Origin of the sequence: Paenibacillus cellulositrophicus, from assembly GCF_009363095.1 — a bacterium.
GTDB lineage: Bacteria > Bacillota > Bacilli > Paenibacillales > Paenibacillaceae > Paenibacillus_AQ > Paenibacillus_AQ favisporus.
In genome coordinates this window covers 3,421,289-3,433,620 of sequence record NZ_CP045295.1, presented here as the reverse complement: position 1 = coordinate 3,433,620, position 12,332 = coordinate 3,421,289, and the positions used below count along the sequence as shown (strand labels likewise).

The 12,332-nt window shown below is 53.6% G+C and carries 8 protein-coding genes; 2 read left to right on the top strand and 6 right to left on the bottom strand.

Annotated elements, in window-relative coordinates:
* Positions 1-5: 5 nt before the first annotated feature.
* Together GCU45_RS15345 and GCU45_RS34215 are read right to left on the bottom strand one after the other, a co-directional pair.
* A complete protein-coding gene (locus GCU45_RS15345) occupies positions 6-1,349 on the bottom strand; it encodes an arsenic transporter (RefSeq protein WP_152399550.1) in 1,344 nt (447 codons plus the stop codon).
* A 205-nt stretch (positions 1,350-1,554) separates the two neighbouring features.
* Positions 1,555-2,277, bottom strand: coding sequence for a hypothetical protein (locus tag GCU45_RS34215; protein ID WP_244364087.1), 723 nt, complete (start codon positions 2,275-2,277; stop codon positions 1,555-1,557).
* A gap of 348 nt (positions 2,278-2,625) precedes the next feature.
* Here GCU45_RS34215 and GCU45_RS15330 point away from each other — a divergent pair, with 348 nt between their 5' ends.
* Positions 2,626-3,675 carry a CotH kinase family protein gene (locus GCU45_RS15330; RefSeq protein ID WP_152399547.1) on the top strand — a complete coding sequence of 350 codons (1,050 nt, stop codon included), beginning with the start codon at positions 2,626-2,628 and terminating at the stop codon, positions 3,673-3,675.
* Between the two features lie 86 nt (positions 3,676-3,761).
* On the opposite strand, the gene GCU45_RS15325 is transcribed toward GCU45_RS15330, so the two are convergent.
* The 4 genes from GCU45_RS15325 to GCU45_RS15310 form a co-directional block, all read right to left on the bottom strand.
* Complete coding sequence (locus GCU45_RS15325; RefSeq protein ID WP_152399546.1) at positions 3,762-5,696, bottom strand: ABC transporter permease; 1,935 nt, start codon at positions 5,694-5,696, stop codon at positions 3,762-3,764.
* A complete protein-coding gene (locus tag GCU45_RS15320) occupies positions 5,671-6,444 on the bottom strand; it encodes an ABC transporter ATP-binding protein (RefSeq protein ID WP_116232988.1) in 774 nt (257 codons plus the stop codon). The genes GCU45_RS15325 and GCU45_RS15320 overlap by 26 nt, the downstream gene beginning before the upstream one ends.
* 267 nt (positions 6,445-6,711) lie before the next feature.
* Positions 6,712-7,716 carry a sensor histidine kinase gene (locus GCU45_RS15315; protein WP_208837151.1) on the bottom strand — a complete coding sequence of 335 codons (1,005 nt, stop codon included), beginning with the start codon at positions 7,714-7,716 and terminating at the stop codon, positions 6,712-6,714.
* A 2-nt stretch (positions 7,717-7,718) separates the two neighbouring features.
* A complete protein-coding gene (locus tag GCU45_RS15310) occupies positions 7,719-8,414 on the bottom strand; it encodes a response regulator transcription factor (protein WP_152399544.1) in 696 nt (231 codons plus the stop codon).
* 251 nt (positions 8,415-8,665) lie between these two features.
* Here GCU45_RS15310 and GCU45_RS15305 point away from each other — a divergent pair, with 251 nt between their 5' ends.
* Positions 8,666-12,271 (top strand): copper amine oxidase N-terminal domain-containing protein, encoded by a 3,606-nt coding sequence (locus GCU45_RS15305; protein ID WP_152399543.1) that lies wholly within the window; start codon positions 8,666-8,668, stop codon positions 12,269-12,271.
* Positions 12,272-12,332 lie beyond the last annotated feature (61 nt).

Here is a 12,332-nt window from a genome sequence, read left to right as displayed (position 1 = left end):
TCCTTTCATATGACATATTGGGTCCAGAGATAAAGGCTGGCGAGGCTGACGATTAGACCGACAGGTATCACAATGAACGTAACGCGCATATACTGCTTCCATGTGATATGAATTTTGCTGCTTCTTAACATGAACATCCATATCAAGGTAGCGAGGGTTCCGACAGGCGTCAACAGCGAACCGATGTCGCTTCCGATAATCGTTGCCATATAAGCGAGATGGACATGCTGCGGATCAAGTCCCATGCCGAGCACCGCTAAGGTTCCGATCATGACGGACGGCAGGTTATTCACGATATTGGACAACAGGGTCAGCAAAAGTCCGAATGCAGCGATCAGACTGGCTTCACCCATGCCGGCAAAAGGTTGTAATCCGTTGATTAAAGCGGCGGTTAACCCGGCGTTATCCAGGCTTTTGACGATAATATAGATGCTGAAGGCGAACAGCAGGATATGCCAAGGCGTCTTCGTGACGATGTCCTTGATCCCGGTTTTGGTCCGAAACCAGCGGACGAAGACGATGAGGGCAGCCCCGGTGATTGCGACATATTCGAGCGGTATACCCAAGCTTGCCGCTAGAAAAAAACCAGCCCGGAAGAGGACTACGATGCAGATGCTGACACGAAACAGCCACCAGTCGATTTGGGTCCTGGATTCGGTTGGCTGTTGAAGCGGGTGTATGTTAATCAATGAATAATCACGGGCGGGGTAACGGGAGATGGTAACGGGAATCTGTTTGCGGAAATAGAGGTAGAGCAGCACGGCGATCGTTGCGATCCCGATCATGGAGGGGACGAACATAATTAGGGTATAGCTGTTCAGGTCCAGGCCTACGATATTAAGCGCAATGAGATTCGCGAGGTTGCTCACGCCGATCGGTGCGCTGGATGCCGTTGCGATGAGTGCTCCAGACAGGAGATACGGTATTTTTTGATGCGGCTTTAATTTCAGCATCGAGCAGATTTGAATAATGATGGGCGTTGTGATCAGGATACTGCCATCGTTATTAAAGAAAATCGTCATTAGGAAGCAGAGCAGGATCACGTACCAGAACAGTTTTCGGCCGGAACCGTTTACCCGTTCAATCAGGTTGAGAGCAACCCAGCGAAAAACACCGACGCTGTCCAGCACCAGGGACATCACGATTGTAGACAGAATCGTCACAGCGGCTCCGGAAACGATGTTGAAAATGGTGATCAGGTCCGTTAAAGGGACGACCCCGGCGGCGAGCAGAATAAATGCTCCGGCGGTGGTTGAAATGGATTCGTTGATTCCGCGGGGACGCCACATCAAGAAAATGACGGTGATGGCAAATACGCCGACTGTTAGCCACATTTGGTAGTCAGACATTTACTTTGACTCACCTCCCAGGGGGAGAACACTGGATACTGGCTGAATGACTGGATCTGCGGTCCGTGTAGCTTTTCCTGGACGAATCATCCAGTACAACGGGATTCCGGCAATTAAAACTGCAATAAATACATACATGGTTTATTCCCCCCTTTGTGGATTGGATTCAACGCGAAGGGTCTATTTGGTTGAATGCAGTCATGGCTTATTTACCGATTTTGCGCTTGCGTACCGTACGTTTAATCGTTTTGGTCTTTCTCCAGGATCTGTTAGCCCATTCCATGGCCCCTCTTGTCAGATTACCTTTGGTATGGTTGCCGCGAGTTTTGTTGCCTTTGGTTTTGTTGCCTTTGGTTTTGTTGCCCATAGTTTTGTTGCCTTTGGTTTTGTTGCCCATGGTTTGGTTACCCTTGGTTTGGTTGCCTTTGGTCTGATTGCCTTTGGTCTGATTGCCTTTGGTCTGATTGCCTTTGGTTTGGTTACCCTTAGATTGGTTTTTGTTACCGCCGCTCTTGTTCTTGTTTCCTCCACTGGTGTTTGAGCCGATGACTATAACGGATTTTACATGGAAAATCGGAATACTGATGACTTCATCCTTTTTGGCTACTAGCGTCAAGGTGGAGTGATTTACATCCGCAACCACACCTTCGACTTTCTCGGGGCCGCCGCGGTTAATCTGTACGTGTTGGTAACGGAGCGCGTGCAGCAATCCAGTGAAATTTCCTGCCATAATCGGGTCCGCCGTCATGGCTCTTGCCCCTCCGGATTTGCCTGTGCTGCTGATGCTTTTGATATGGCTGCTGTTGACATAGACGATGCCCTCTTTCGTCGCAACGGCCAGGTAACCGTGTTGTACGCCCACCAGAACGCCTACGATCGAATCGGGCCCGCCGCGATTGATTTTCACCTCGCTCCCAATGGAGTTCATTGTGTTAAGACCTGCTAACGACATACCAATTACCCCTTCCAAGATAGTTTGGATAGTCTCATGAAGGGCTTTATTTGTCCTTCGAGTCTATCTGTAATCTATTTATATGTGTCTTGCAAAAAAGGGGACTAGCCGAAAATACTAGATTATCCGAAATCAAACCGGAGTCTATCTTTCTATGTCTGCCGAATAGTTTTTACACTAGAAAGGCGGGAGCCCTTACGTGAACTGCCGGGGCCGCATAGGTTGAACAAAGCCTAAATAGGGCAAATGATCACGCTGTGTTCAGCCCCAGTGGGCCGGGCAGGCCGTAGATCAGGCGATTCAATCTAGAAGGGCGGTTACGGCATGGGTCTGCCTGTATACCGGATCGAGTTAAAGGATTCGGCGATGAAAAAGCTGGAGAGCAACATATGGTCCGATTCGTTTGTCAGTGGAACGATGAGTATGGATGGCCGGAGGACGCCGATTCGCATTCGTTACCGCGGGGGCCATACCCGTGAATATCCGAAAAAATCCTATGAGATTCGGACGGCCAAGGCGACGTACCACTTTAACGCGGAACACGATGATCCGTCCCTGATGAGAAACGCCCTTTCATTTCATTATTTTAATGTGCTTGGCGTCCCCAGCCCCTCGACGAAACACTGCGTACTTTATATGAATGGAAAGAAGGAAGGGGTGTATTTAAGAATCGAGGCAGTGAAGTCCGCTTTTTTCCGCAAAAGGGGGCTCCATGCACGAAGCATCATCTATGCGGTCAATGATAATGCTGACTTTGCAATGCCGGAAAAAAATGCGAAGTCGAGCAGATTGCTGTCAGGATACGCTTTCATTAAAGGCGGCGAAACGGACAGGAACCGCCTCAGCGACTTCATCCGAAGCATTCACCGGAAAAAAGGGACCGAGCTAAGCGATTATCTTCGGCAGCGACTGGATATGGACAATTACTTGCGCTGGTTATGCGGGGCGGTGCTGACCGGAAATTACGACGGGTTCCTCCAGAACTATACGATATTCGAATCCGGCAAACGCAGTAAGTATGGAATGATCCCTTGGGATTATGAGGGCACATGGGGCAGAAACTGCTATGGTAAAGCTGTAAAATCCGACCTGGTCAGGATTAAGGGATACAACGTGCTGACTGGAAAAGTGCTGGCTTACAAGGCGAACAGACAGAAGTATAAGCGAATCCTTGAGCGGGCACTGGAATCTAACTTTACCTTATCCCGCCTGATGCCTGTGGTCAGGAAAATGCACAGCGCCATTGCTCAGGATATCTATGATGACCCTAAATATAAGTGGGATGTCGGTATATTTGATACGGAACCGGATGTCATCAGGGAATATATTGAAGACCGGCGCCGGGATATCAAGAATGAAATGGAGCAGCTTTGAGCGAGCCGTGGCTCCCCCGGCTACATAACACAAGCCCTGGCACGCTTACACGCACCAGGGCTTGTTTCCTAGGGATTGACCCCGCTTCAGATCATTTTCTGATGTAAATGATTTAAATAGCGCCAGCGAGTGATCCAATAATAAACGACCTGGATCGCCAGGAACGTGGCGAAGATGGCCAGCGTATGCGAAGCGACGGAGAAGTCGACCAGCTGCTGCAGGGCCAGAAAGGCGACGCTGCTGTGGATGACCGCCACCAGCATCGGCAGGAAGAACATCAGCAGCAGCTGCCTCGAGACGGTTCGCCCCAATTCCCTCCGGCTTAATCCCACCTTGGAGATCATCCGGTACTGTTCTTCGTCCCGGGCCAGGTCGGCATAGAGCCGGAAGTAGATGAAGCTCGCAGCGAAGGTGAAGAACACGATCCCGACGAGCCCGCTGACGATCAGCAGCAGGCCGTTTAACTGCCGGGACTCGACCCAGTCGATGACGAGCGCCTGGAAGTTGTAATTCATAATTCCCGACTCATCGACGTCATTATTAATGGTGTCGCGGAGCTCCTGCGCGATACGCAGCGTGTGATGCCAGTCCGGGACGACAAACTGCACAGAGACGATCTTGAGCAGATTGCCGGCGTTCATCTTCGCATAGTCTGCGTCGGAAACGACATACACGTTGGTGGTATTGGGAACAACGATATGCGGCAGCGCTTTGAGCAGATGCAGGGTCATTTCCGAGCCTTCCTTCGTCAGGGTCAGGCGGTCCTGGGTTAATCCGTCCAGCTTGAACTCGCTGGTTTGCGTGACCGTCGAGGGCGTGGCGAACGCTTCCCCTTCACGTAGAGTCACCTGCTCGTAGCCCAGAGCCCCGGCCAGGCGGTTGTAATCGTCCAGCTTGATCAGCATGAACCCGTTATCCGAATAAGTCGGTATAAAGGATACTTTGCGGTAGTCAAAACCCTCCCTCCGCAGCGTATCTTCAATCAGGCGGACATGCTTCTGCTCAAACGAATTTTTATGGTCCGAATCGTGGTATGAATCGTACGTGAACGCATACGGGTTCTTCATCGCGGCGAGCCCGGGATCGCCGATGGCCAGCGCGGTTCCGATCCCGGTAAAAGCGGTAGCGGAAATGATCGCAACCATGAAGAACATGACGGCATTGTCCCGCAACCGGTAGATCAGCTCAGAAATCGTCAGCAGGTTCGTCCGCTTGAGGAAGATACGGGGCCGCTTCTTCATCGCTCTCATTACGTACACGCTGAGCTGGGTGAACAGAAAGTACGTGCCGAAGATGACCAGGGCCACGCCGCCAAGCAGCAGAGGGAATGAGAACATCCGGCGCAGCGCGAACAGAAACACGCAGGCGTAGCCGAGCAGAATGAGCAAGGCGGATAGGACGGACAGCAGGACCGATGCCTTCGGTTCGGGCTTGGGTTTATCCTCCGCTTTGATCAGCTCGATGAGCGTGCCCTTCCGGGTCATCACCGAGGTAAAGGAAGCGACCAGCAGGAACAGAAGCAGGTACGCCCCTGCCGTCAGCAGTATGGCTTTTCCCGGCAGGTAAAAGGGCAGCCCGTCGACGATCGCCAGCATCGAGGCGGAGATTAGCAGGATCAGCTTCGAGAACACGGCACCGACGATGATCCCGGCGATAATGGCGGCGGCGCCGATTGCGATATTTTCAATAAACAGCATCCGGTTCAGCTGTTTGCGGGACATGCCGAGCAGGAGCAGAATGCCGAATTCCTTTTTGCGCAGCTTGATAAACGAAGACGCCGAGTACAGCAGGAAAAAGAACGAGAAAATGAACACGATACATTGGGACACCCGCAGCCCCATCGTGCCAAGCATGCTCAGCGTTTCGCTGGAAGACACGATGTTTCCCTTCAGGTCGGGATGAAAGAGCAGCAGGGCATAGATGAAGAAAATCATGACCGAAAAGGCGCTGCTCAGAAAATGGGCGACGTACGCGCGCTTGTTCCGGAAGACGTTATTAAAGGCGAACTGGCGAAAATTCATGTCCGTTCCCTCCCAGCAGCGACAGCACGTTGATGATCTTTTGGTAGAACGCCGCGCGGTTATCCCCGTCATGGATTTCGTTGTACAGCTGGCCGTCTTTGATAAAAATGACGCGGTGACAGTAGCTCGCCGCCACCGGATCGTGGGTGACGAGCAGCATCGTGGCCCCGTCCTCCTGATTGCGCTTCTCGAGAATTTCCATCACGTCGCGCGCTGCCTTGGAGTCCAGGTTGCCTGTCGGCTCGTCGGCCAGCAGCAGCTTGGGCCGGTGGATCAGCGCCCGCGCGATCGCGGTTCGCTGCGCCTGCCCTCCGGAGATCTCGTAGGTCCGCTTATCCAGGATCGGGGTTATGCCAAGTTTCTCGGCCAGCAAGGCGACCCGCTCGTTCATTTCCTGCACGCCAACGCCATCCAGCGTTAACGGCAGTATAATGTTCTCCTTCACCGTCAGCGTATGAAGCAGATTGAACGACTGAAAGACGAAGCCCAGCTCCCGGCGGCGGAACAGTGCCAGCTGATCCTGGGACAGGCGGTACGGATCCTCTCCGCCGATGCGGATTTCGCCCGAGGTCGGGCGGTCGATGGTCGACACGATGTTCAGCAGGGTCGTTTTTCCGCTCCCGGACGGCCCCATAATGCCGACAAACTCGCCTTCCTGAATCGTTAAATCGATATTGGACAGAGCCTCGTAGGAAACCATGCCTTTATAAATTTTGCCTATATTTTTGGCGGATAAAATGTCCGTCATCCGAAGCACTCCTTCTCTTCAACCCGGACACCTGCCCGCGCGCGGGAGAGCGGCGGAGCCGGCGGTCCGTTCAATTTTAGGGCCCCACAAGATCAGTGATGGCGCATCGATGTAAAAGGATGCTTGCAGGGTTCATCTAGGTCCAGTGTAAGCGATGGAGCCCAAATCTCCTATGGATGGACCTTTCAGCAATCTTACACGGATGTAAGCTTGCGTCACCGCCTGCAGGCTTGTCTTGTCCGGACGCGCGGCAAAAAGGCGCCGAAATCAGCGATTCCGCACCTGTACCTGTGAGCGCTCAAAATGGAGACGGACCGCCGTCCCTTCCCCGGGCGCCGATTCGATGCGAATGCCGTGGCCCAGCTTGTCCGCGACCTCTTTTACGAGATACAGCCCCATACCCGTCGATTCCTTGAACCTGCGGCCGTTCTCGCCCGTGTAGAAAGGACGGAAGACCCGCCCGAGGTCCGCCTTCGGAATGCCGACGCCCCGGTCCCGGATTTCCAGGGTCAAAGAACGATCGTCTTCAATCCTGGCGGAAACCGTAATTTTGCTGCCGGAGCCGGCGGCATATTTGATGGCGTTGGACAACAGCTGCTCGAGCATGAACCGCATCCATTTGGCATCGGTTTGCACCATAACCCCGTCGTCCACCTGAACTTCCGGATACACATGACTGCGGATAAAATACCGCTTGAGCTCATGCACCGTTTCGTTTACGGTCTGCCTGAGCCCGACGGGCTCCACGCTGAAGTCCTGCTCGAAGGTTTCGAGACGGGACACGTACAGCACCATCTCCAGGCCGCGCCGGATGCGGTCGGTTTCCTCCGATATGCTCAGCAGACGCTCATCGTCTTCACCCTGCGTAATCATTTCGATGACGGATACCGGCGTCTTCATCTGATGCACCCACTGGCTCATGAAGGTCAGGTGCTCCTGCTGCTTGCGTTCCCAGGTCTGAAGCAGGTTCTGGTAATGCCGGTACTGTGTCTCCAGCAGGTGGTTAAAGGCTTGGGACACCGGTGCGGTACCGCCTGCGGCGATCGACTCGTTCAAGGCTTCAAATGGATGGGATAAGCGCATGTACAGCAGCCGCTGGCTGAGGAAACGAAAGATGAGATATCCGGCGAAAATAAACAGGCCGAGAAAAATGCCATAGAGCGCCGTGAGCGGATGGTCGTATCCGTCAAACCAGAACACAACCACAACGGCCAGCAGTTCCAGCATCGTGAAGATCAGCAGCGGAATATGATCGCGAATGAAGAGCTTCACCGTCATGTCTCATCCTTCCAGGCCATATTGAGGCGGTAGCCCGAGCCGCGCACCGTTTCCAGCGCCTCCCCGATGCCCAGCTCCGCCAGCCTTTTGCGGACACGGGTAATATTCACGCTCAAGGTGTTGTCGTCCACGAACGTGTCGTCCCACAGCTTCTCGAGGATCGTCTCCCGGGAGACCAGCCGCGGACTGCGTTCCAGCAAGGTTTCGATCAGGATCGTTTCCTTCCGGGTCAGGGAGATCCGCTTGTCCCCCAGCTTCAGCTCCATCCGTTCGGGATACAGAACAAGCCCGGCTTGTTCGACCGTCCGCTCGCCGCCGGCAGCGTAATCCCCGTAGACCCGCCGGAGCTGGCTGCGGACTTTGGCCATCACGATTTCGTAGTGAAACGGCTTGGTGATATAGTCGTCGCCGCCGTTCTCCAGGGCCATGACCTGGTCCATTTTCTCGTTGCGGGCCGAAATAAAAACGATCGGGCAGGTCGACACCTGACGAATCTGCCGGCACCAGTAGTAGCCGTCGAAGCTCGGCAGGTTGACATCCAGCAGCACGATATGGGGGGCGGCCGCCGTAAACTCATCCAGCACGCGGTCGAAATCGTGAATCACGATGGCCTCGTCTCCGTATTTTTGGATATGGGACTGAAGCAGACCGGCGATCTTCGGATCGTCCTCGACGATCAATATTTTATACATATCCGAATTCTCCTTATGAAAGCAGTACTCGTGTTCCTATAATCGTTAACTCAGTATCATTATACACGTAAACCGCTGCGGGATTCAGGCGGCCAGGGTTCTGGACGGGAAACGGGGGACAAAAAATAAGGGTCCGGAGATTCCGTTGAAAAAATTATTTTTCGGAGCAGATAACTTTTTGCTGTCTTCCTCCGTCAGATATTACACAGTCAATAATTTCTATATCAGGAAAAGCAAAAGGAGGCGCGTTTGTGAAAAAAATTTGGTTAACGCTTATGGCCGCCGTGATGATCTTCTCGGTCGCCCTCGGCGCCAATCAGGGGCAGGCAGCAGCCGCAGCCAGTCAAATCTCGATTTATATTGACGGCCAGAAGCTGTACTCCCCTCAGGCTCCCATTATGGTGAAAGGCAGGGCCATGCTCCCGATGCGAGCCATTTTTGAGGCGCTCGACGCCACGCTCGACTGGAATGCGAAGACGAAAACCGTCACCGCGAAACGGGATCAAACGACGATTGTATTGAAGATCGGCTCTAAGTCTGCGATCGTCAACAACCGGACATTGTCCCTGGATGTACCCGGCCAGATCTACAAGGGCAGCACGATGGTGCCTGTCCGGTTCGTCAGCGAGGCGCTGGGTGAAAAGGTAGACTGGAATGCTTCTAACAAGACGGTAACGATCACGACATCCGGCGGACCGGTTAATGCCGTGGCCTATGTTTCGGCCCGGGTCATTTCCAAAAACGGCGACGGACGCGATGTGGAGGTCAGCTTCCCGAAAGTTTCGCCGGAGTCCGGCGTAAGCGAATATCGGGTGCTGATGGTCAAATCGGGAAATGCATACAATTTCAATCTCGCCCAGGCGCTTTCGACCAGCAGCTACACCTCGATCAGCCCGGACGGGGATGACGTGTCGATTACCTTGTCGTCCCAGACCCGCGACGTGAACGGTGATTTGCTCCGGTCGGGGCAATCGTATGCAGCATTTGTTCTCACCGTAGGCAAACGCGGAAACAGCGCTCTGTCCGGCGTATCCCAGACCATCACGCTGTCTCAGGCTCCGACCCTTCCATCCGTTGGAGCGGTTTCGAACCTCAAAGTATCCGATGCGAGTGACTACGGGGACGGCCGGGACCTGTCCGTCAGCTTTACCAAGGCCCAAACCGAGAACAATATTACGAATTACCGCATCTATGTGGTCAAAACCAACGATAAGAACAGCTTTGATCTGACCGCTGCGAACAAGGTGCCGTCCTCAAACTTCACGGTGGTGAACAAGGCTGGAACGACCTTGTCCGGCAATCTTTCTTCTTCGGCAAGGGATACTTCCGGCGAACTGATCCGGAATGGGGTTCCTTACACGGTATTTGTGATGTCCGTCAGCAATACCGGCAGCTACACGTCGCAGCTGTCCGCCGCTTCATCGTCCATTACGCTGGCGGCCAATGCGGTATCCGCACCGGTCATTACCCGTGTGGATGACATCAGCAATTATGGCGACGGCCGGGATCTGCGCGTGAACTTCAATAAGGTGTCCGACGAATCCCGCATCGGTTCTTACCGGATTTTCGTCGTGAAGGACAGCAAAGCTGGCAGCTTTAGCCTCTCGGCAGCGAATAATGTTCCGAGCGCTTATTACACGCAGGTGGGCAAAACTGGTTATAACATCAGTCAGGCGCTGTCTTCCGGAGCGCGTGACGTCGACGGATCGTTGATTGCGAACGGCGTTGTATACCGCGTGTTCGTCATGGCCGTGGGAACGGGAAGCTATTCCGGCAGCAATGCGCTGTCTTCGGCGTCTTCTTCCATTGTGCTATACGGCAATGGTAACGTCGATGCCGCAAGCAATGTGAATGTCAGCGATATTAGCGATTACGGCGATGGCCGCGATCTGCGGGTTACCTTTAACCGGGCATCCGACGAGAGCCGTATTTCCGGCTACCGGATCATGGTCGTGAAGTCGAACCAGGCAGGAAGCTTCAATCTGTCCTGGGCGAACTCGGTGTCCAGCTCGAACTACACGACGGTAGACAAAACCGGATATAACATTACGAAGGTGCTGTCTTCCGGAGCAAGGGACGTGGACGGCGACTATATCCGCAATGGCACCAGCTACCGGGTGTTCGTTCTGTCGATCGGTTCCGGCGGCTACTCCGGCAGCAACGCGCTGTCTTCCTATTCCCCGGCGATTACGCTGGGCACCAACGGTTACGTAGGACCGGCAAGCAACGTGAGCGTATCTGACGTTTCGGACTACGGCGACGGCCGGGATCTGCTTGTGAACTTTAAGCGTGCCGACGACGAAAGATATATCGGCCAATACCGGATTCTCGTCGTGAAAAACGGGGATGCCGCACGTTTTGACCTGAATGACGCCAACGCGGTGCGCAGCTCGAACTACACAGCAGTCACGCCGAATGGTGCCAACATTAGCAAGGCCCTCGCTTCGGGAGCGCGGGATGTGGATGGGGACGCCATCCGGAACGGCATCTCCTATCGGGTATTTATTTTGTCGGTAGGAACGGGCAGCTACGCCGGAACGAATGCTCTCTCCTCGTATTCGCCATCCATCACGCTAGCGGGCAACGTGAACGTCAATCCGGCAACGAATGTGAAGGCGGCGGATATCGGCGATAACGGCGATGGACGCGATCTGCAAGTGACTTTCAATCGTGCCAAGGACGAAAGCAACATTAAAGGTTACCGGATTCTCGTCGTCGAGGCAGATTCGGCTCGTTTCTTCGGCCTTTCCGATGCTGAAAGCGTGCCTAGCTCACGTTATACCGCAGTGGATAAAACGGGATCGGACTTAATCGGCGCGCTGAATGCAGGGGCCCGCGACGTCGATAATAATGCCATCAAAAATGGCCTCAGCTATAAGGTGTTCGTTCTGTCTGTAGGAGCGAACGGTACCAATGCGCTGTCTGAACCATCTGCGCCGATCACACTGTCCACGAAGTCTGCAAGTCCCGTAACGGATGTCAGCGTGTCGGATGTAGGAGATAGAAACAACGGCAGTGACCTGGAGGTTGCCTTTACCAAAGCAGCGGATGAGAGCAATGTTTACGGATACCGCGTCTTGGTCGTGCCTGCCGATAAAGCAGACGGACTTAAGGCGGAAGCAGTAGCAGAGATCCGGAATTATACGGAGGCACGGAAGGGAGAGAACTTTAAACAAACGCTCAGTCCGGATGCCAGAGACATCGACGATAAACTGATTGAGAACGGAAAATCTTATAAGGTGCTGGTCTTGTCTATGATGACCACGTCCGGTAAAGGAAGCGTCCTGTCGAAACCTTCCAATGAAATCACACTGCAGTCCAACCCGACGCTGGTGACCCGTGTTACCGCCTCGGAACTAAAGGATGAAGAGGTCAAAGTTACCTTTGCGAAGGCAGCGGATGAAAGCACCATCGATTATTACAAGGTGTTCGCCGTGCCGGTTGGATCAACCACGTTCATGACGGCGAAATCCGTCAAGGAGGTACCGGACAGCTTCAAGAAGGTTGATAAGGCCAACAAAGGCTCTTACGAGACAGCCTTCCAGGCAGGCGACAAAGATATTTACGGCCAGGAGCTGGATACGAATGCCAGCTATCTGGTGTACGTCTTGTCCGTGCTGAAAGGGGAGCAGGCACCCAAAAGCGTGCTTTCCTCCGATGCCGGTTATATGTTCGTGACGCCATTCGACAAGGATAAGGCGGATAAGTACGTCAAAAACCAGCTGGTGAGCGATCAAGGCAGCATTTATCAGGTTGTGAAAGACTCACCGCAAGGAACGCCGGACAAATCCGGCGACTATAAACTGTTGAAGAAGGCGGAAGCCAAGGCAACCGTCTCCAGCAAAACAAAGGGCTGACAACGGAATTGGCATTAACTTGTCGATCATCGGCCCGCAAATCGCAGCTCCTGGATGATTG

Excerpts from the sequence above, each read along its gene's own strand:
- GCU45_RS15325 (WP_152399546.1), bottom strand. The coding sequence starts at position 5,696 with ATGAATTTTCGCCAGTTCGCCTTTAATAACGTCTTCCGGAACAAGCGC.
- GCU45_RS15330 (WP_152399547.1), top strand. The coding sequence starts at position 2,626 with ATGGGTCTGCCTGTATACCGGATCGAGTTAAAGGATTCGGCGATGAAA.
- GCU45_RS15320 (WP_116232988.1), bottom strand. The coding sequence starts at position 6,444 with ATGACGGACATTTTATCCGCCAAAAATATAGGCAAAATTTATAAAGGC.
- GCU45_RS15310 (WP_152399544.1), bottom strand. The coding sequence starts at position 8,414 with ATGTATAAAATATTGATCGTCGAGGACGATCCGAAGATCGCCGGTCTG.
- GCU45_RS34215 (WP_244364087.1), bottom strand. The coding sequence starts at position 2,277 with ATGAACTCCATTGGGAGCGAGGTGAAAATCAATCGCGGCGGGCCCGAT.
- GCU45_RS15345 (WP_152399550.1), bottom strand. The coding sequence starts at position 1,349 with ATGTCTGACTACCAAATGTGGCTAACAGTCGGCGTATTTGCCATCACC.